At 71.8% G+C, this 18,958-nt stretch carries 16 protein-coding genes; 3 read left to right on the top strand and 13 right to left on the bottom strand.

Annotation, left to right across the window (positions count from 1 at the left end; translation table 11 throughout):
• Positions 1-117: 117 nt before the first annotated feature.
• Entirely contained in the window at positions 118-1,287 is a 1,170-nt protein-coding gene (locus ACIQ6Y_RS11065; protein ID WP_404035605.1) for a serine hydrolase domain-containing protein, read from the top strand.
• A gap of 72 nt (positions 1,288-1,359) precedes the next feature.
• Here ACIQ6Y_RS11065 and ACIQ6Y_RS11060 read toward each other — a convergent pair whose 3' ends face one another.
• Entirely contained in the window at positions 1,360-2,403 is a 1,044-nt protein-coding gene (locus tag ACIQ6Y_RS11060; protein WP_404035602.1) for a hypothetical protein, read from the bottom strand.
• 579 nt (positions 2,404-2,982) lie between these two features.
• Positions 2,983-5,571 (bottom strand): aminopeptidase N, encoded by a 2,589-nt coding sequence (pepN, locus tag ACIQ6Y_RS11055; RefSeq protein WP_404035599.1) that lies wholly within the window; start codon positions 5,569-5,571, stop codon positions 2,983-2,985.
• A gap of 147 nt (positions 5,572-5,718) precedes the next feature.
• Between pepN and ACIQ6Y_RS11050 the strand changes: the two genes are divergently transcribed.
• Positions 5,719-6,363: a DsbA family protein gene (locus ACIQ6Y_RS11050; RefSeq protein WP_404035597.1), complete on the top strand. Its 645-nt coding sequence runs from the start codon at positions 5,719-5,721 to the stop codon at positions 6,361-6,363.
• Positions 6,364-6,479: 116 nt separating this feature from the next.
• Here the strand turns inward: ACIQ6Y_RS11050 and ACIQ6Y_RS11045 are convergent, their stop codons facing one another.
• The 9 genes from ACIQ6Y_RS11045 to ACIQ6Y_RS11005 form a co-directional block, all read right to left on the bottom strand.
• Positions 6,480-7,121: a superoxide dismutase gene (locus tag ACIQ6Y_RS11045; RefSeq protein ID WP_404035593.1), complete on the bottom strand. Its 642-nt coding sequence runs from the start codon at positions 7,119-7,121 to the stop codon at positions 6,480-6,482.
• 105 nt (positions 7,122-7,226) lie between these two features.
• A complete protein-coding gene (locus tag ACIQ6Y_RS11040; RefSeq protein WP_404035590.1) occupies positions 7,227-8,612 on the bottom strand; it encodes an amino acid permease in 1,386 nt (461 codons plus the stop codon).
• 128 nt (positions 8,613-8,740) lie between these two features.
• A complete protein-coding gene (locus tag ACIQ6Y_RS11035) occupies positions 8,741-9,637 on the bottom strand; it encodes a TauD/TfdA dioxygenase family protein (RefSeq protein ID WP_404035588.1) in 897 nt (298 codons plus the stop codon).
• A 14-nt stretch (positions 9,638-9,651) separates the two neighbouring features.
• Positions 9,652-10,989: an LLM class flavin-dependent oxidoreductase gene (locus ACIQ6Y_RS11030; protein ID WP_404035585.1), complete on the bottom strand. Its 1,338-nt coding sequence runs from the start codon at positions 10,987-10,989 to the stop codon at positions 9,652-9,654.
• Complete coding sequence (locus ACIQ6Y_RS11025; RefSeq protein ID WP_404035582.1) at positions 10,986-11,711, bottom strand: ABC transporter ATP-binding protein; 726 nt, start codon at positions 11,709-11,711, stop codon at positions 10,986-10,988. The genes ACIQ6Y_RS11030 and ACIQ6Y_RS11025 overlap by 4 nt, the downstream gene beginning before the upstream one ends.
• The gene (locus tag ACIQ6Y_RS11020; protein ID WP_404035580.1) at positions 11,687-12,541 is read right to left on the bottom strand and encodes an ABC transporter permease; all 855 of its coding nucleotides are present in this window, start codon (positions 12,539-12,541) and stop codon (positions 11,687-11,689) included. Before ACIQ6Y_RS11020 ends, ACIQ6Y_RS11025 begins: the two co-directional genes overlap by 25 nt.
• Entirely contained in the window at positions 12,538-13,557 is a 1,020-nt protein-coding gene (locus ACIQ6Y_RS11015) for an ABC transporter substrate-binding protein (RefSeq protein WP_404035577.1), read from the bottom strand. Before ACIQ6Y_RS11015 ends, ACIQ6Y_RS11020 begins: the two co-directional genes overlap by 4 nt.
• 205 nt (positions 13,558-13,762) lie before the next feature.
• The gene (locus ACIQ6Y_RS11010) at positions 13,763-14,962 is read right to left on the bottom strand and encodes an ROK family protein (protein ID WP_404035574.1); all 1,200 of its coding nucleotides are present in this window, start codon (positions 14,960-14,962) and stop codon (positions 13,763-13,765) included.
• Between the two features lie 75 nt (positions 14,963-15,037).
• The gene (locus tag ACIQ6Y_RS11005; RefSeq protein ID WP_404035572.1) at positions 15,038-15,127 is read right to left on the bottom strand and encodes a putative leader peptide; all 90 of its coding nucleotides are present in this window, start codon (positions 15,125-15,127) and stop codon (positions 15,038-15,040) included.
• 253 nt (positions 15,128-15,380) lie between these two features.
• Between ACIQ6Y_RS11005 and ACIQ6Y_RS11000 the strand changes: the two genes are divergently transcribed.
• Positions 15,381-15,962: a biotin transporter BioY gene (locus tag ACIQ6Y_RS11000; RefSeq protein WP_404035570.1), complete on the top strand. Its 582-nt coding sequence runs from the start codon at positions 15,381-15,383 to the stop codon at positions 15,960-15,962.
• A gap of 12 nt (positions 15,963-15,974) precedes the next feature.
• Here the strand turns inward: ACIQ6Y_RS11000 and ACIQ6Y_RS10995 are convergent, their stop codons facing one another.
• Both ACIQ6Y_RS10995 and ACIQ6Y_RS10990 read right to left on the bottom strand, forming a co-directional pair.
• Complete coding sequence (locus ACIQ6Y_RS10995; RefSeq protein WP_404035567.1) at positions 15,975-17,303, bottom strand: FAD-binding oxidoreductase; 1,329 nt, start codon at positions 17,301-17,303, stop codon at positions 15,975-15,977.
• Between the two features lie 125 nt (positions 17,304-17,428).
• Positions 17,429-18,892 (bottom strand): amino acid permease, encoded by a 1,464-nt coding sequence (locus ACIQ6Y_RS10990; RefSeq protein ID WP_404035565.1) that lies wholly within the window; start codon positions 18,890-18,892, stop codon positions 17,429-17,431.
• Positions 18,893-18,958 lie beyond the last annotated feature (66 nt).

Below are 18,958 nucleotides of genomic sequence, written 5' to 3'. Positions count from 1 at the left end.
CCGATCAACCAGGACGACGCGGGGCAACCTTCCTGGCGCGCCCCGGGTTATTCCCCCCGACCGAACAGGCATCACCCGGCCTGCCCCGAGCAGGCAGGTGAGAAGGGGGAGACAGACATGACGGCACGAGTACGGCGGACCCGCGTGGCCCTGGTCGCGGCGACGGCCGCCGCCCTGTCCGCGGCCCTGGCGGGCCCGGCCCTGTCCGCACCCGCGGTGCAGCAGCAGGTCGTCCAGCAGCACCGGGCGACGCACGACGCGATGCGGGCCGCGGTCCGCGACGGCGTCCCCGGCGTCACCGCCACCGCCCAGGACACCCACGGCACCTGGCGGGCGACCGCCGGCGTCGGCGACCTGCGCACCGGCGCGCCGCGCACCCCGGCGGACCGCTACCGCGTCGGCAGCATCACCAAGACCTTCGTCGCCACCGTGCTGCTCCAACTGGAGGCCGAGGGCCGCCTGTCGCTCGACGACTCCGTCGACAAGTGGCTGCCCGGCCTGGTGCGGGGCCACGGCCACGACGGCACGAAGATCACCGTGCGGCAGCTCCTCAACCACACCAGCGGCGTCCACGACTACACCTCGGACAGCGACTTCGTCCGCAGCTACTTCCTCAAGGACGGCTTCTTCCGGCACCGCTACGACAGCCTGCCGCCGGCCGGCCTCGTCGCCATCGCCATGAAGCACCGGCCCGACTTCGCGCCCGGCACCGACTGGAGCTACTCCAACACCAACTACGTGCTGGCCGGCATGGTGATCGAGCAGGTGACCGGCCGCCCGTACGGCACCGAGATCCGCGACCGGATCATCGGGCCCCTGCATCTGAGGGCCACATCCGTCCCCGGCACCCGGGTCACCGTCACGCGGCCCAGCAGCCGCGCGTACGGCAAGCTGGCCGAGGAGCCGACCGGACCGACGTACGACGTCACCGAACTCAACCCCTCCCTCGCCTCCTCGGCCGGCGAGATGATCTCCGACTCCGCCGACCTCGGCCGCTTCTACCGGGCCCTCCTCGGCGGACGCCTCCTGCCTCCCACGCAGCTGAAGGCGATGAAGACCACCGTCAAGGCCGGTGACATCCCCGGCGCCCGCTACGGCCTCGGCCTCATCGACCGCGAACTCGGCTGCGGCGTCCACGTCTGGGGCCACGGCGGCGGCATCCACGGCTCCACCTCCGAAGCGGTCACCACCCCCGACGCCCGCCACTCGCTCGCCTTCAACTTCAACGGCGACTGGTCGGGCGACAACGCGGCAGTGGTCGAGGCGGAGTTCTGCGGGGACCGCTGAACACGAGGAGGGGCCGCCCGGTGTGACCCGGCGGCCCCTCCTCTCCCCTCCTGATGCGATCCCCGGCGGCGTCTACCGGGGCAGCACCACGACATACGCGGCCGGGTCGCGGTCGCCCGAGGCCATCAGGGCCGTACGGACGACGGTGGCCTGCTGGTCCATCGCGTCGCGCAGCTTGCGGGGCGTGATGTGGACGACGGTGATGCCGAGCCGCTCCAGGTGCTCGCGCTTGCGGGCGTACTCCGACCACAGGGCGTCGTCGTCCTGACGGGGAGCGCGGGTGTCCAGCTCCACCGCCACCGCCTGCTCCGGCCAGTAGGCGTCCACCCCGCCCAGGTGCGGCCCGCCCGGCAGGCGCAGGTCGACGTTCCACACCGGGTCGGGCAGGCCGTGCTCGCGCACCATCCGGTACAGCCGGTCCTCCGCGATGGCCCGGCCCTCGGCCAGCAGCGAGTCCACCGCGTCCACCACGTGCGGGAGGGCGAGCAGCCTGGCCCGGTTCAGCTCGCGCACCACCGACGCCGCCTCGCAGTGCCCGGCGCGCACCGCCTCCGTCAGCAGCCGCCGCACCACGCCCGCGTCCGACAGCTGAGCCACCGCGTCGGCCAGCGCCCGCGGCACCGGCGCCACCGGCAGACCGGTGACCTGGCCCGGGGTGGGCATGTCCGGGGTGCGCACGATGGTCACGCAGCCCGTCGAACGCAGCCGGCGCAGCCGCGGCACGAGTACGTCGATCCGCTCCAGCGACAGCAGCGGCGGCGAGGCGGAGAACCCGTGCAGGGTCAGCGCCGCCAGGCCGGTGATCATCGCCTCGGTGTAGCCGGGGCGGTGCGGCTCGTCCGCGCCGGGCTGCACCGGCACCCCGGTCGACGACGGGGTCTCGCGCGCCGCGTACAGCAGCACCGCGTGCAGCCGCTCCTCGCTGGTGGGCGGGCCGGGGTGGAGCAGGAACACGCCCGGGAGGATCTGCTGCCACGGGCCACCCGGGCGGCACTGCTCGCTCACCTCCGCGGCCGTGACGCCGTGGGAGCGCAGCTGCGCGGCGGTCAGCACCCGCCGGTGCAGCTCGGAGAGGTGGCGGAGGGGGCGGGGGGAGAGCGGGGTGTTGTGGTTCATGACCCGGGGATTCCCACCCCCGCGCCGCCCCCTAACCGCTGTTACAGACCCGTCGACAAACCTGGACAACCCCGCACTAAAGTACGCGTGTTCGGATGCCGAGAGGCGATACGCCATTCAGGCAACGCGCCGACCACCCGCCCCACCCCGCCATGCTCCGCACCGCCCCGCCCTGCTCCGCCCCGCACCCCTCCGCGCCGCCTCGCTCGGCTCCGCCCTGCTCCGCCCCGCACCCCTCCGCGCCGCCTCGCTCGGCTCCGCCCTGCTCCGCCCCGCACCCCTCCGCACCGCCTCGCTCGGCTCCGCCCTGCACCGCGCCGCGCCGCTCCGCCCTGCACCGCGCCGCTCCGCCCTGCGCCGCTCCGCCCTGCTCCGCCCCGCACCCCTCCGCACCGCCTCGCTCGGCTCCGCCCTGCACCGCGCCGCGCCGCCCCGCCCCGCTCGGCTCCGCCCCGCTCGGCTCCGCCCCGCTCCGCTGTGGGCGGTCGCCCCCACCGCTGTGGGCAGTCGTTCCGCAGGGCGGAACGGGTGGGCACAGCGGACAGCGCCGCCCCACCCGTCGACAGGCCCCAGCGGCAGTCAGCCCGCGACCCCCGCGTCACAAGCCTGCCCCCGCAACGCCCGCGCCAGGTCGTCCCGGGCCTCCAGCACAAGCCTCCGCAGCGCAGGAGCCGCCCCCTCGTGCGACGCCAGCCACGCGTCCGCAGCCGTCAACGTCTCGGCAGAGTCCTGGAGCGACGGGAACAGGCCCCGCACCACATCCATGCCGATCTGGATCGACCGCTCGGCCCACACCCGCTCGATCACCGCGAAGTACTTCTCCACGTACGGCGCCGTCAGCTCCCGCTGCGACGACTGCGCGAACCCCGCGATCGTCGCCTCCACCAGCGCGTTGGACAGCTCGTCCGACTCCACGACCTGCGCCCACGCCTGCGCCTTGACCGCCGCCTGCGGACGCGAGGCCAGACAGCGCACCTGATGCCGTTTGCCCGAGGCCGTGTCGTCCCGCGCGAGTTCCGCCGCCAGCTCCTTCTCGCCGACCACCTCGTGCACCGCCAGCGACTCCATGAACGCCCACCGAAGCTCCTGGTCGACGTCCAGCCCCGGCAGCGTCAGCGTGCCGTCCAGCAGCGAGGTCAGCAGCTCGAAGGCGGCCGGCACATCCGCGACCCGCGCGAAGAACCGCGCCCACGCCAGCTGGTGCTCACTGCCCGCCTCGGCGCCGTACAACTGCACGGACGCGCCCTGGCACAGCTTCCGCCCGGTCTCCTCGCGGTGCTCGGGCGCCGTGTAGTGCACCGCCGCCGACTCCGCCCACGCGTGCAGCATCTGCAGCACACCGATGTCGGTCTCCTGGCCCGCGAACTTCAGCACCAGGTCGATGAACTCCCGCGCCGGCAGCAGCGCGTCCCGCGTCATGTTCCACAGCGCCGACCAGCACTGCGCACGCGCCAGCGGGTCCGGCATCCAGCCGAGGCTCCGCCGCAGCGCCGCCAGCGACGTCTCGTCGAAACGCGTCTTGCAGTACGTCAGGTCGTCGTCGTTGACCAGCACCAGATCCGGCGCCACGGCACCCGCCAGCTCCGCCACGACCGTGCGCGGACCGTCGACGTCCGCCTCGGCACGCGCGTAGCGCTCCAGCGACGGCAGCCCGTCCTTCTCGATACGCCGGTACAGGCCGATCGCGACCCGGTGCGGCCGCAGCTCCGGGTGCGACTCGGGCGCCTCCTGGAGCACGGCCAGCTCGTCGATCCGGCCCTCGGCCGTCAGCAGCACCTGCGGCGTCAGCGAGTTGACCCCCGCCGTCTGCAGCCAGGCCCGCGCCCACGCGCCCATGTCCCGCCCGCTGGTCTCCTCCAGCACCGACAGCAGGTCGCCCAGGCGCGTGTTGCCGTACGCGTGCCGCTTGAAGTAGCGCCGCGCGCCCTCCAGGAACGCGTCCTGCCCGACGTACGCCACCAGCTGCTTGAGCACCGAGGCGCCCTTGGCGTACGTGATGCCGTCGAAGTTGAGCTTGGCGTCCTGGAGGTCACGGATGTCGGCCGTGATGGGGTGCGTGGAGGGCAGCTGGTCGGCGCGGTAGGCCCAGGCCTTGCGGCGGTTGGCGAAGGTGATCCAGGCGTTCTCGAAGCGGGTCGCGCCGACGTTCGCGAAGGTGCCCATGAAGTCCGCGAAGGACTCCTTCAGCCACAGGTCGTCCCACCACACCATGGTGACCAGGTCGCCGAACCACATGTGCGCCATCTCGTGCAGAATGACGTTCGCCCGCGCCTCGTACGACGCCTGCGTCACCTTGCCGCGGAAGATGTACTCCTCGCGGAAGGTCACCAGACCCGGGTTCTCCATCGCGCCCAGGTTGTACTCCGGCACGAACGCCTGGTCGTACTTCCCGAACGGATACGGGTAGTCGAAGTGCTCGTGGAAGAAGTCCAGGCCCTGCTTGGTCACCAGGAACACGTCGTCCGCGTCGAAGTGCGGCGCGAGCCCCTTGCGGCACATCGCGCCGAGCGGGATCTGAAGCGTCGTACCGTCGTCGAGGGTCCGCGTGTACGAATCCGTCACATAGTGGTACGGACCCGCCACCACACACGTGATGTACGTCGAGATCGGCTTGGTCTCCGCGAACCGCCAGACCCCGTCCGCCTGCCGGCCCTCCCCGTTGCTCCACACCGTCCAGCCCTCGGGCGCACGCACCTCGAAGCGGAAGGGGGCCTTGAGGTCGGGCTGCTCGAAGTTCGCGAACACCCGGCGGGAGTCGGCCGGCTCGTACTGCGTGTACAGATACACCTCGCCGTCCTCGGGGTCGACGAAGCGGTGCATGCCCTCACCGGTGCGCGAGTAGGCGCATTGCGCGTCCACGACCAGCTCGTTGTCGGCGGCCAGGTCCTCCAGCAGGATCCGCGAGCCGTCGAACACCTCGCCCGGGTCCAGATCACGGCCGTTGAGGGAGACCGCCGTCACACCCGGCGCGAGAAGATCCGCGAAGCTGCTCGCGCCCGGCTCGGCGCAGCGGAACCGGATCGTGGTCACGGACCGGAAGGTCCGCGGCCCGTCCCCGCTGTGCTCGCCGATCGCCGAACGCAGATCGAGTGACACGTCGTAACCGTCGACGGACAGCAGTGCGGCCCGCTCCCGGGCCTCGTCGCGGGACAGATTCTCACCGGGCACGGGCGATTCTCCCTCAGGGCGTCTCGAATGCTGAACAGGGCCGATCCTGCCATGTGCACCTGACAAGGCACAGCAGGGAATGGGCGGGGCGAGCACGGACGTTCCCCTGTCGTTGACCGGTGAAGCAACCCCTTTTCGAGGAGAGACATGTCGGACAAGACCCCCGTCGACTTCTGGTTCGACCCGCTGTGCCCGTGGGCGTGGATGACCTCGCGCTGGGTGCTGGAGGTGGAGAAGGTCCGCGAGATCGAGGTCCGCTGGCATGTCATGAGCCTCGCCGTCCTCAACGAGAACCGGCTGGACGAACTGCCCGAGGAATACCGCGACATGCTCGCCACCAAGGCCTGGAAGCCGGTGCGCGTGGTCACCGCGGCCTGGCAGAAGCACGGCGACGCCGTCCTCGGCCCCCTCTACACCGCGCTCGGCACCCGCTTCCACAACAACGGCGAGGGCCCGACCCTGGAGGCCATCGCCGCCGCCCTGGCGGACGTGGGCCTGCCCGCCGACCTCATCGAGTACGCCGAGCAGAAGGACTTCGAGTTCGACGCCGAGCTGCGCGCCTCCCACAAGGAGGGCATCGAGAAGGTCGGCCAGGACGTCGGCACCCCGGTCATCGCCGTACCCGGCCCGGACGGCGAGCAGATCGCCTTCTTCGGCCCGGTCGTCACCCCGGCCCCCAAGGGCGAGGAGGCGGCCCGCCTGTGGGACGGCACCCTGGCGGTGGCCTCGGTGCCGGGCTTCTACGAGATCAAGAGGACCCGCACCAAGGGCCCCGACTTCAGCAACCTCTGACCAACGGCACAGGGAGGCCCCGCGCGAGTCACGTCCTCGCGCGGGGCCTCCCCTTTTTTCATGCGCCTGCCCGATCAGCGGTGAGAAGACGATCACGAGCAGGACGTCTCGGACGCTCAGGGCGCCAGCAGCAGCACATCCGTGCGGGACTTGGCCGCCGCGTACCGCCGGGCCACGTCCTGCCAGTTGACGACCTGCCACATGGCCTCGACGAAGTCGACCTTCTGGTTGCGGTACTGGAGGTAGAAGGCGTGCTCCCAGGCGTCGAAGACCAGGATCGGCGTCGAGCCCTGGCCGACGTTGCCCTGGTGGTCGTAGACCTGCTCGACGATCAGCCGCCCGCTCAGCGGCTCGTACGCCAGCACGCCCCAGCCGGAGCCCTGGGTGGTCGCGGCGGCCTTGGACAGCTGGGCCTTGAACGCGGCGAAGGAGCCGAAGGACTCGGCGATGGCGTCGGCCAATTCGCCCACGCCGTCCACGGCCAGCGGCTCGCCGCCGCCCTCGCCGGTCATGTTCTGCCAGTAGATCGAGTGCAGGATGTGGCCGGACAGATGGAAGGCCAGGCTCTTCTCCAGCCCGTTCAGCGCCGCCCACCGCTCCTTGTCCCGGGCCTCGGCGAGCTGCTCCAACGTGTCGTTGGCGCCCTTCACATAGGCCGCGTGGTGCTTGTCGTGGTGCAGCTCGATGATCTCCGGGCTGATCACGGGCGCGAGCGCGGAGTAGTCGTACGGCAGGTCAGGCAGCGTGTAGACGGGCATGAAGGTCCCCTCCGACCTCTTATTGCAAGTAGTTCGCAATAACAAGCTAGCAGCAAAAAGCCCCCGTGTGGATCACACGGGGGCTTTCCGGCCGAGCGGATCGGGTCAGTCCCTGGCGCGCGCCTTCTGCCAGGCGTAGCCGGCCGCCGCCAGCGCCAGGGTCATGCCCCCGGTCGAGTACAGCTGGACGCGCGTGTCGGGCTCACGGGCCATCAGCACGAAGATGACCACCATGCCCGCCAGCGCGACCCACGTCAGCACCGGGAACGCCCACATGCGCACGACCAGCTTCTCCGGCGCCTCGCGCTCCAGCCGGCGGCGCAGCTTCAGCTGGGAGGCGGCGATGAAGAACCAGACGACCAGGATCACGCCGCCGATCATGTTCAGCAGCCAGGAGAAGACGTCGTCGGGCCGCCAGTAGTTGAGGGCCACGCAGACGAACCCGAAGAAGCAGGACGCCAGCACCGCGATCCGGGGCACCCCGCCGGACACCTTCGCCAGCGCCTTCGGCCCCTGGCCGCGCTGCACGAGGGAGTAGGCGATGCGCGAGGAGCCGTAGATGTTGGCGTTCATCGCGGACAGCAGGGCGACCAGCACGACGACGTTCATCAGCTGGCCCGCGCCCGGGATGCCGAGGGTGTCCAGCGCGGCGACGTAGGGGCCGTGCTCGGCGATGGCCTTGGAGTCCCAGGGCACGAGCGTGACCACGACCGCCATCGAGCCGATGTAGAACAGGCCGATGCGCCACATCGCGGTGCGCACCGCGCTCGCCACGCCCTTGACCGGGTCGGCCGACTCGGCCGCGGCGATGGTGACCGTCTCCAGACCGCCGTACGCGAAGACGGACGCGAGCAGGCCGATGATCAGGCCCTCCCCGCCGCCGGGGAGGAAGTCGGTGAGGTTCGTGGCGCCGGGGGAGTCCGTGCCGGGCAGCACACCGAGCACGGCGAGCACGCCCAGCACCAGGAACAGGCTGATCGCGCCGACCTTCAGCGCGGCGAACCAGAACTCGAACTCGCCGAAGTTCTTCACCGCGGCCAGGTTCGCCCCGCAGAACACCACCATGAACAGCGCGACCCACGCCCACTCCGGCGTTCCCGGCAGCCAGCCCGTGACGATCTGCGCGGCGCCGATGCCCTCCAGGCCGACCGCCGTGCACAGCAGCACCCAGAACGACCAGCCCGCGGTGAAGCCCGCCCACGGCCCGAAGGCGCGCTCGGCGTGCGCGGAGAAGGAGCCGGAGGAGGGGTACGCGGCCGACATCTCGCCCAGCATCCGCATCACCAGCATGACCAGCAGGCCGGACAGCGTGTAGGCGAGGACGATCGAGGGGCCCGCGGCGGCGATGCCCGCCTTGGAGCCGACGAACAGGCCGGCGCCGATCACGCCGCCGAGGGCGATCATCGACAGATGGCGCTGCTTCAGGCCGTGGGACAGCGTGGCCGGGGCGTCCGCCTGCGGCGGTGCCTCGGCGGGGGTGGTGCTGGGCATGGAGCGGATCGTCCAATACATGAGACAGCAGGCACGGGAAAAACGTCCACAGTCTGGGCGGCCTCCCCGCCCAGCGGGGGAGGCCGCCCACTATCCGGACGCGCCCTGCGCGGACGGTGCCGGTCCGGTTACTCGGCGGCGACGGTCGTGTAGTGCGCCGCGTCGCCCTCGATCGACCAGCTCTCCTTGCCGTCGATCCCCACCGGCACATCCCCGGCGACCGTCACCCGGTGCAGCCGCCGCGGCAGGCCGTCGTAGTTGTCGACGGCGTAGTGCTGGGTGATCCGGTTGTCGAACAGCACCAGCTGGTCCGGCGACCAGCGGTGCCGAAGGATGTTCTCCGGCCGGACGACGTACGCCTGGAGCAGCTCGAGGATCGTGCGGGACTCGGCCGCCGACAGGCCCACGATCCGCTGCGCGAACCCGCCGATGAACAGGCCGCGCTCACCGGTGAGCGGGTGCACCCGCACCACGGGGTGCGCGGTGCGGTACGTGATCGACGTGAACTGGGCGCGCCGGGCGGCCTGCTCCTCGTCGATCTCCTCCGTGGGCACGGCGTAGTCGTAGTCGTTGGTGTGCTCGGCCCACAGCCCGTCGGCCAGCCGCCGCAGCGGCTCGGGCAGGTTCCGGTAGGCGGCGGCCGCGTTCGCGATCAGCGTCTCGCCGCCGTACGGCGGGATCGTCAGGCTGCGCAGGGTGCTCGCCTGGGGCGGGTTGAGGACGAAGGTGACGTCCGTGTGCCAGTGGTTGGCGGCACGGCCGCCCTCGCTGTCGACCGGCAGCACGTTCGGCGCGCCCTCCACCGCCGGAACGGTCGGATGCGCGGTGGTCAGCTCGCCGAAGTGCCGGGCGAAGGCCTGCTGGCCCTCGTCGTCCAGACCGGTCGCGTCGAACACCAGCGCCTTGTGGACGTTGAGGGCCTCCCGCAGCGCGGCGACCGTCTCCTCGTCGAGAGGCTTGGCGATGTCGACGCCGGTGACCTCGGCGCCGATCGTCGCGGTGACCTTGCGGATGTCGATGCTCATGGGGATGCGTCCTTTCAGGCCAGGGCGGTGGCGAGGGTGTGCTGGTTGGCGGGGCGGGGCAGGCCGTAGCGTTCGCGCAGGGTGCGGCGGGGGCCGTAGTCGGTGCGCAGCAGGCCGCGGGCGCGCAGCAGTGGCACGACGTGGTCGACGAAGGCGTCCAGGCCGGACGGCAGGACGGCGGGCATGATGTTGAAGCCGTCGGCGGCACCCTGGGTGAACCAGGTCTCGATGGTGTCGGCGATCTGCTCGGGGGTGCCCGCCAGGGTGAAGTGGCCGCGCCCGCCGCCGAGCCGGCCGATGAGCCGCCGTACGGTGAGCCGCTCGCGCCGGGCCAGCTCCACGATCAGCGTGTAGCGGCTGCGGGCCCCCTCGATCGCGGTGTCCGGGGGCAGGTCGGCGGGCAGCGGGCCGTCCAGGTCCAGGCTTCCCGCGGGCAGCTGGAGCAGCCGCTCCAGGTTGGCCACGCCGTGCGTGTGCACGATGTGGTCCTCCAGCTCCTGCTCCTTCTCCCGCGCCTCGGCCTCGGTGGAGCCGAGCACCGGGACGATGCCGGGCAGCACCTTGACGTGGTCGGGGTCGCGGCCGGCCGCCGCCGTGCGGGACTTGAGGTCGGCGTAGAAGGCCTGCGCGTCCTGGAGGGTCTGCTGCGCGGTGAACACCGCCTCCGCGTACCGGGCGGCGAAGTCCTTGCCGTCCTCCGAGGAACCGGCCTGCACCAGCAGCGGGTAACCCTGCGGTGAGCGCGGCACATTGAGGGCGCCCTCGACGCTGAAGTACGTGCCCTTGTGGCGGGGCGGATGGATGCGGGAGTCGTCGCCCCACACGCCGGCCGCCTTGTCGGCGACGATCGCGTCGTCCTCCCAGCTGTCCCACAGCTTCAGCGCCACATCGAGGAACTCGGCGGCACGCGCGTACCGTTCGGCGTGCGCGGGTTCGGCGTCCAGGCCGAAGTTGCGGGCGGCCTCGGCGCCCGCGGTGGTGACGATGTTCCAGCCGGCCCGGCCACCGCTGACGATGTCCAGCGAGGCGAACCTGCGGGCCAGGTTGTAGGGCGAGTTGTAGGACGTGGACGCGGTCGCGATCAGGCCGATGTGCTCGGTGGCCGTCGCCAGCGCGGTCAGCAGCGTCAGCGGCTCCAGCGCCCCGGCCGGCCGCTGGGCCACGCTGCCCCACAGATGCGGCCCGTCCGCGAGGAACAGCGAGTCGAAGGTGCCACGCTCGGCGATCCGCGCGAGGCGCACGTAGTGGGCCAGATCCACATGCGCGTACGGATCGCTCTCCGGCAGCCGCCAGGACGCCTCGTGGTGCCCGGTGTTCATCAGGAACGCGTTGAGGTGCAATTGTCTGGTCATGCGTGGTCCTCCGTCACACCCAGGGCGGCCAGCAGCCGCTCCCGGTACTCGCCGAGCCGTGGATCGCGGTACGACCGCGGGTGCGGGCGGTCGATGGTCAGGTCGAGGCCGATCCGGCCGTGCTCCAGCACCAGGACGCGGTCGGCGAGCACGATCGCCTCGTCCACGTCATGGGTGACCAGCAGCACCGAGGGCCGGTGGCGCTCCCACAGCTCCCGCAGCAGGCCGTGCATCCGGATCCGGGTGAGCGCGTCGAGCGCCCCGAACGGCTCGTCGGCGAGGAGCAGTTCGGGCTCGCGCACCAGCGACCGGGCGAGCGCGGCCCGCTGGGCCTCACCCCCGGACAGCTCGTTCGGCCAGGCCCGCTCGCGCCCCTTCAGCCCGACCTCCGCCAGCGCCGCGCGCCCCTTGTCCACGCCGTCCGTGCCCAGCAGTACGTTGTCCAGCACACGGCGCCAGGGCAGCAGCCGCGAGTCCTGGAACACCACCGAGATCCGCTCCGGCGCGGTCAGCTCCCCACTGCCGGTCACCTCGTGGTCCAGGCCCGCCACGGCCCGCAGCAGCGTGGACTTGCCGGAGCCGCTGTGCCCGAGCAGGGCGGTGAACTGGCCGGGCGGGAGGTCCAGGTCGATGCCGTCGAGGACGGTACGCCCGTCGAAGGACCGGGTCAGGCCGCGCAGCCGCACCGCGGGCCGGGTCAGTTGCTCAGTGTGCGGCGCCATGACAGCACCCTCCGTTCGATGAGACGGACCGTGCTGTCGGAGATCAGGCCGAAGACGCCGTAGACGACCAGGCCGACGAGGATGACGTCCGACTGGCCGTAGTTCTGGGCCTGGAACATCATGTAGCCGAGCCCGCTGGTGGCGTTGATCTGCTCCAGCACCACCAGGCCCAGCCAGGAGCCGGTCACACCGAGCCGGAGTCCCACGAAGAACCCGGGCAGCGCGCCGGGCACGACGATCTGCCGGACGAACGCCCACCGGGACAGCCCCTGCACCTCGGCGAGTTCGACGAACCGGCTGTCGATGCCGGACAGCGCGGCATGCGTGTTGAGGTAGATGGGGATGTAGACGACGATCGCGATGATGGCGGTCTTGAAGGTCTCGCCGATGCCCAGCCAGAGGATGAACAGCGGAATCAGACCGAGGGTGGGGATCGCCCGGTTGAGGTTCACCGTGCCGTCGATCAGCGCCTCCCCGACCCGGCTCAGCCCCGACGCCAGCGCCAGGGCGACTCCGGCGGCCAGACCGATCGCGAAGCCGGAGCCGGCCCTGCGCAGCGAGGTGAGGATGTCGTCGGGCAGGGTGCCGTCGGTCCACAGCCGGGCGCCGGTCTCCAGCACCGTCCAGGGCGCCGGGATCGCGCCGGGGTCGAGCCGCCCCGCGGCGGAGGCCGCAGCCCACAGCGCGAGCAGCAGGGCGGGACCGATCAGCCGGGTGGCGGGCAGCCGCCTGCCGGGGGAGAGGCTGCGGCGCTTCCCGCGGGCCTTCGGCGGCGCCTCGGCGACGACGGGCGTGGGCGTCGAGGTCGTGGTGGTCGTCACGGCGCTCACCTCCGGTACTCCGCCGGCACGGACCGCGCCGCGATGCCCTCGAAGCGGTGGTCGAAGAGCGAGGCCACGTCGAACTCCTTCACGAAGCCGCCCTCGGCCAGCAGATCGGCGGTCTCCTGCTCCCAGCGGATCGCCTCGGCCCAACTCGGCGGGAAGTACGGCTTGTTGGCGAGCTTGCTGATGCCCTGCGCCTGCTGGAGTGTCAGGTTCTGCGTCTTGACGTAGAACTCCTCGTTCCAGACGTCGGGGTGTTCGTACGCCCACACCGCGCCCTTCGCCCAGTACGGGATGTACGCGGCGACCGCGTCGGCCTTCGCCCGGTCCTTCAGGACGCTCGTCGGCGCCCACAGCAGGTTCAGCAGGTCGACCACGTCGGTGGTGATGACCCGGGCCCCCTTGGACCCGTACTGCGCGAGATAGGCGGGCGACTGGGTGTTGCCGAGCGGGGCGATGTCCACCTGGCCCGACTGCAGGGCGGTGAGGAACTGGTTGCTGGTCAGCGGGACCAGCTCCACCTCGTCGTAGGCGAGACCGGCCTGCTTCAGGGCCCGCAGGAGGACGACGCCCTGGGCCTGGCCCTGCGAGAAGGCGAGTCTGCGGCCCTTGAAGCCGGCGACCGTGCGGATGTCGCTGCCGGGCTTGGTGGCGAAGACGTAGTTGGGCTTACGGGTGATGTTGATCGCGACGATCTTCGCGTCGAAGCCCTGGTAGTGCGCCTGGATCGGCGGGATGCCCGCGTTGTTGGCCAGGTCCAGGGACTTGGCCCGGAAGGCGTTGATGACGTCGGGGCCGGCGCTGACGTTGACCCAGCTCGACACCTCGAACGGCAGCTCGCCGAGGCCGGCCAGCTTGAACTGGAGCTGCTGGGAGTTCTGGAACGAGGCGATCTTCAGGCCCGTACCGGTCGCGGCGCTGCTCTCGGCGCAGCCGCTGAGCCCGGCGACACCGGCGGCGGCACCGAGCAGGGAGGTGAGGAAGAGACGGCGGTCGACGCCGGCGAGGGGTGGAGAGGACATGGCGGGACTCCCTGACGCACAGAGCGATAAAGGCAGGAGGAATGACGGGCGAGGACGCCCGGAAAGGGAAATTCACGCAACAGGAAATGAGCGCTTCACACGGGGCAACGTGTCAGCAACAAGAGGCACTACAGTGCAGGCGAACGCTCATGACCAGGATGTTCCTTGCTTTCCTCGACGCCTGTCAACATTCGGAGTTTCTGAATTAATTCGCTCCAGGTGACACGCCCAGCGGGTCCCGGTAGAACGCGTCGAGAACCACCGAGCCGCCCGCGACGGCCAGCACGGAATCCAGGAAACTCGTCGGATGCACATCCGCCGCGCGCAGCGGACCGACCTCCTCGCGCAGGGCCGCCATGCAGTCCTCGCGGTGCATCACGCCGAGCTCGGTGACGACGACCGTCTCCGGATTGACCACGTCGAGCAGCAGCCCGGCCGCCCGCCCCACCAGCCGGGCCCGCTCCAGCAGCAGCCGCACGGCCACCGGGTCCCCGTCCCGCGCGGCCTCGAGCACATGCAGCGGGTCCGCCCCGTCGGTCACGCCCGCCGCACGCGCCCTGCGGCACAGCGTCCGCTCGCTCAACTCGGCCTGCAGGCAGCCCGTCCGGCCGCAGTCGCAGGGCTCGGTGCCGCCGGGCAGCGGCAGATGGGCGATCGCGCCGGACTGTGAGCGCGGCCCGTGGTGCACCTCGTCGTGCGTGGCGAACGCCGCGTCCACCACATTGCCGGCGAACAGATGCAGCAGACTGCGGCTGCCGCGCGCCCGCCCGAACAGCCGCTCCCCGTCGACCAGCGCCCGCGCGTGCCCGTCCACCCGCACCGGCAGCCCCGTCAGCGCGGTCAGCCGCTCCCGCACCGGCACCTCGCGCCAGCCCAGCAGCGGATGCTCCACGACCGTGCCCGCCTGCCGGTCCACCCAGCCGCCGACGGCCACCCCGACACCGAGGGGCCGGCGGTCCGGCATTCCGAGGAGGAGCGCCGCCAGCGCCGACGCGGCCCGCGCCAGCACCCGCGACGGCTCGGTGCTCTCGTGCCTCAGCCGCCGCTCGGCCAGCACCCGGCCGCGCAGGTCCAGCAGCGCGACGGTGGTGTACGGCACGGCGATGTGCACCCCGCCCACCACCCACCGCGCCACGTCCAGGTCGACCGGCACATGCGGCCGGCCCACCCCGCCCGGCCGCCGGGGCGCGACCGCCTCACGGAGCAGGCCCAGGCCGGCGAGCCGGGCGCAGTGCTCGGTCACCGACGCCGGCGAAAGACCGGTCAGCCGGGCGACGGTGCTGCGTGCCACCGGCCCGTGCTCCAGCACGGACCGCAGGACGACGCTGGCGCTGGTGCGCCGCCGGTCGCTGTCGGCGGCACGGGGCACGGGGGAGGGGAGGGTGCGTATCGCGGTGCGGGGCATGACGGTTCCTCAGGGGCCGGTCCGACGCTGAGCCGTGAACCGGGTGAGGCACAAAGACGCAAAGGCGCGGTCGCCTCACCCGGCAGGGCGGCGACAGGTGGCCGTGGCCTGGCGGCGCAGGTCGACATGGCGACGCGACGTGAGGTTCCGGGCCTGGGCGAGCATGACCGCCAAGGGTAGGCGCTGCCCGCCGGGTACGACCAGGGCGCCTCGCCCTGTTTGGTGGGACCCCACAGAAGGACCGTGTGACCGGATCGCCGCTGCCTCAGTGACCGGCATCACGCGGGGCCTGCTCCTTTGTCGGGAGCCCACCAAGTCCGTGTTCGGGCGTTTGTCGACTACTGACGGTGATCGGCCGAGATGCTCTGGGATAGCGTCGCCGTTGTCCCGAAGTGCCCCCAACCTCCGCGGAGTCCCCATGAGCACCGCTGCCGTCGCCCCCGCCCGCCACGGGCAGGTCCTCGCCGACCTGATCCCCGCCTCCCGCGTCCGCGACATCGCGCTCGTCGTCGGCGGCGCCGCGCTCACCGGCCTCGCGGCCCAGCTCTCGGTGCCCGTCCCCGGTACTCCGGTTCCGGTGACCGGCCAGACCTTCGCCGTGCTGCTCGTCGGCACGGCCCTCGGCGCGGGCCGCGGCTTCCTGTCCCTCGCGCTGTACGCGCTGGCCGGCATCGCCGGTGTGCCGTGGTTCGCCGATGGCCACTCCGGCGCCGCCGCCCCGACCCTCGGCTACATCCTCGGCATGATCCTCGCCTCCACCGTCGTGGGCGCGCTGGCCCGCCGCGGCGCCGACCGCACCATGCTGCGCACGGCCGGCGCGATGCTGCTCGGCGAGGCGATCATCTACGCCGTCGGCGTGCCCTACCTGGCCCTGTCCCTGGACATGTCCGCCTCGGCCGCGATCGCCGCGGGCATGACGCCGTTCCTCATCGGCGACGCCCTCAAGGCCGCCCTGGCGATGGGCCTGCTGCCCACCGCCTGGAAGCTGATCAAGCGCTGAGGCCGGGGGCGCTCAGCTTCCGAGCCCCCACCGCTCCCCGAAGAGGCTCGCCGGGTCGTACACCGACTTCAGACCGGCGAGCCTCTCGCGTGTCCGGGCGTCGAACAGCCCCTCGCTCCGGTCGCCCGCCCCGAAGGCGAAGTTGACGCTGCGGCCGATCGTCCCGGGGGCGAGCAGCGCGAAGGCCGGGTCCAGCATCGCGCGGGCCTCCTCCCGGCCGCCCATCGCCAGCAGCCGCACGAGAAAGCGACCCTCGCGGTGCGGCACCGCGTTCGGCGCCGGCCGGGACAGCGCCCCGCCGAGGTGGTTGACCTGGACGACGCCCATCAGCGGCGCGCCGGGCCCGGTCAGCCGCAGCACCTCGGCAGCCCGCTCCACGTCCAGCTCGCTGAGCACCGCGCTGTCCCCGTAATAGGTGTGCGGGAAGTCCGGGTCGCTGTGGATGGTGTGGCTCTCGGCGTACGGCATCTCCCGCAGCGAGTCCGCGAGCACCGGCCCGAGCTTCCGCAGCGGCGCCACGATCCGCTCCCCGTCGGCCCCGGTGTACGCGACCCGCACCGACAGCACGTACCGCCCGCGCAACCGCTCCGGCAGCGCCGGGACGTCCGGATACGGTACGGCCGCGAAGGACGAGGTCAGCCCGTCCGGCACGGTCCGCGTCCAGGCCTCGTACGCCCGCAGCACCTCGGCCGGTCCGACCTCGCCTCCGTCGAAGGCGAGCGAGCCGCCGTAGAGCCGGTCGACCGGGACCAGGCCGGTCTCCAGCGCGGTGACGATCCCCAGCGCGTGCCCGCCGCCGAGCAGGCCCCAGTACACCTCGGACTCCTGGGTCACCCGGCGCGGTTCGCCGTCGCCGGTGACGACCTCCAGGGCCTGCACATGGTCGGCCGCGTACCCGAACTGCCGCGCCAGGATGCCCAGTCCGCCGCCGAGGGTGTAGGACACGGCCCCGACCGAGGGCGCCGAGCCGTTCAGCGGGGCCAGCCCGTGCGGTGCCGCGGCGGTCACGACCTCGCCCCAGCGGACCCCCGCCTCGATCCGGGCCGTACGGGCGGCGGGGTCGACGGTCACGCCCTTCATGCGCCGGGTCGTGACGAGGACGCCGCCCTCGCGCGCGCCGGGCAGCCCGTGGCCGGTCGCCTGCACCCGGACCGGAAGCCCGCGCCGGGCGGCGTACCGCACGGCGGCGGCCACGTCGGAGGCCGAGGCGGCGGCGAACACGGCGTCGGGGCGCTGGGCGAACCCGGTCTGGAATCCGGCGAGTTCCGCCTCGTAACCGTCGTCGCCGGGGCGGAGCACGAGCGGTTCCCCTTGGCCGTCGATGCTGTCGATGCGTTCCATGCGGCCGATCGTGCCCGCATAACCTGACAGGACTCGTCAGGTATACGCAGGACTCGTCAGGTGTACGAACGGAAGAAGGCCCCGCGGCAGCGCGGCCGCGGGGCCTTCTCACGAGTTCACGGGGATCAGCCGGTCGTGACCTTGTCCAGCGGCTCGGCCGAGGGCTCGTCGGCGACGGCCGGGCGGCCGGCGCCCAGCTTCTGCCGGACCAGGGCGATCACCAGCACCACCGCGGCCACCAGCAGCGAGAGCAGCACGGTCTCGCGGCCGTCGTGCTCGGTGTCGGTGAGCATGTAGCCGAGGACGAAGACGATCAGCGCGGCCGCCGCCCAGGTCAGGTACGGGTACAGCCACATCTTCACGACGAGCTTCTCCGGCGCCTCGGCCTGGATGATCTTCCGCATGCGCAGCTGCGAGAAGCAGATGACCAGCCACACGAACAGCGCGACCGCACCGGAGGAGTTGAGCAGGAAGAGGAAGACGGAGTCCGGGAACTTGTAGTTGAAGAACACCGCGACGAAGCCGAACACCACGGAGACCAGGATCGCCGCCCGCGGCACACCGTTGGCCGTGGTCCGCGCGAACGCCTTGGGCGCGTCACCGCGCCGGCCGAGCGAGAAGGCCATACGGGAGGCGGTGTACAGGCCGGAGTTCAGACAGGACAGCACCGAGGTCAGCACGATGAAGTTCATGACCTGGCCGGCGTGCGGGATGCCGAGGGAGTCCAGCGCGGCGACGTAGGAGCCCTGCTCCTTGATGGAGGGGTCGTTCCACGGCAGCAGCGTGACGACGACCAGGATCGAGCCCAGGTAGAAGACGGCGATACGCCAGATGATGCTGTTGGTGGACTTGGTGACCGCGCGCTGCGGGTCCTCCGACTCACCGGCGGCCAGGGTCGCGATCTCGCTGCCCATGAAGGAGAAGACGACGAGCAGCACACCGGTCAGGATGGCGCCCGGCCCGTGCGGCAGGAAGCCGCCGTGGTCCGTGAGGTTGGACAGTGCGGCCTTGTCGCTGTCGACCCCAGGAAGTACACCGAAGACGGCGAGTCCGCCGACGACGATGAACGCGGCGATGGCGACGACCTTGATCCCGGCGAACCAGAACTCGAACTCGCCGTAGGAGCCGACGGACACCAGGTTGGTGGCGGTCAGCACGAACATCACGATCAGCGCCCACGCCCACTGCGGGACGGCGGGGATCCAGCCCTCCAGGATCGCGGCACCGGCGGTCGCCTCGACCGCGAGCACGACGACCCAGAAGAACCAGTACAGCCAGCCGATGGAGAAGCCGGCCCAGCGGCCGAGCGCCCGGTCGGCGTGCGCGGAGAAGGAACCCGAGGTGGGGTTGGCCGCGGACATCTCACCGAGCATCCGCATGACCAGCACCACGAGCGTGCCGACCAGCGCGTACGACAGGAGGATGCCGGGGCCCGCGGTCGCGATGCCGGAGCTGGAGCCGACGAACAGGCCGGCGCCGATCACGCCACCGATGGCGATCATCGACAGATGGCGGTTCTTGAGACCCGCGTGGAGTCCGGGTCCGGGGTCGCCGTTCGCGGATTTCGTCGGGTTCGGCTGCGAGGTCATTGGATGGATTTCCTTTGCGCCGGGGGAGCGGTTCTCTCGTGCAGTTGGGGGACTGGCTCACGAGTC

It is taken from the genome of Streptomyces sp. NPDC096205, from assembly GCF_044763135.1.
Classification (GTDB): domain Bacteria; phylum Actinomycetota; class Actinomycetes; order Streptomycetales; family Streptomycetaceae; genus Streptomyces.
The sequence above is the reverse complement of the archived record's forward strand: the minus strand, read 5'-3'. Positions and strand labels throughout refer to the sequence as shown.

What these genes read in the sequence shown, in the direction of transcription:
- ACIQ6Y_RS11065 (WP_404035605.1), top strand. Translation starts at nt 118, where the DNA reads ATGACGGCACGAGTACGGCGGACCCGCGTGGCCCTGGTCGCGGCGACG.
- ACIQ6Y_RS11060 (WP_404035602.1), bottom strand. Translation starts at nt 2,403, where the DNA reads ATGAACCACAACACCCCGCTCTCCCCCCGCCCCCTCCGCCACCTCTCC.
- ACIQ6Y_RS11050 (WP_404035597.1), top strand. Translation starts at nt 5,719, where the DNA reads ATGTCGGACAAGACCCCCGTCGACTTCTGGTTCGACCCGCTGTGCCCG.
- ACIQ6Y_RS11045 (WP_404035593.1), bottom strand. Translation starts at nt 7,121, where the DNA reads ATGCCCGTCTACACGCTGCCTGACCTGCCGTACGACTACTCCGCGCTC.
- ACIQ6Y_RS11040 (WP_404035590.1), bottom strand. Translation starts at nt 8,612, where the DNA reads ATGCCCAGCACCACCCCCGCCGAGGCACCGCCGCAGGCGGACGCCCCG.
- ACIQ6Y_RS11035 (WP_404035588.1), bottom strand. Translation starts at nt 9,637, where the DNA reads ATGAGCATCGACATCCGCAAGGTCACCGCGACGATCGGCGCCGAGGTC.
- ACIQ6Y_RS11030 (WP_404035585.1), bottom strand. Translation starts at nt 10,989, where the DNA reads ATGACCAGACAATTGCACCTCAACGCGTTCCTGATGAACACCGGGCAC.
- ACIQ6Y_RS11025 (WP_404035582.1), bottom strand. Translation starts at nt 11,711, where the DNA reads ATGGCGCCGCACACTGAGCAACTGACCCGGCCCGCGGTGCGGCTGCGC.
- ACIQ6Y_RS11015 (WP_404035577.1), bottom strand. Translation starts at nt 13,557, where the DNA reads ATGTCCTCTCCACCCCTCGCCGGCGTCGACCGCCGTCTCTTCCTCACC.
- ACIQ6Y_RS11010 (WP_404035574.1), bottom strand. Translation starts at nt 14,962, where the DNA reads ATGCCCCGCACCGCGATACGCACCCTCCCCTCCCCCGTGCCCCGTGCC.
- ACIQ6Y_RS11005 (WP_404035572.1), bottom strand. Translation starts at nt 15,127, where the DNA reads ATGCTCGCCCAGGCCCGGAACCTCACGTCGCGTCGCCATGTCGACCTG.
- ACIQ6Y_RS11000 (WP_404035570.1), top strand. Translation starts at nt 15,381, where the DNA reads ATGAGCACCGCTGCCGTCGCCCCCGCCCGCCACGGGCAGGTCCTCGCC.
- ACIQ6Y_RS10995 (WP_404035567.1), bottom strand. Translation starts at nt 17,303, where the DNA reads ATGGAACGCATCGACAGCATCGACGGCCAAGGGGAACCGCTCGTGCTC.
- ACIQ6Y_RS10990 (WP_404035565.1), bottom strand. Translation starts at nt 18,892, where the DNA reads ATGACCTCGCAGCCGAACCCGACGAAATCCGCGAACGGCGACCCCGGA.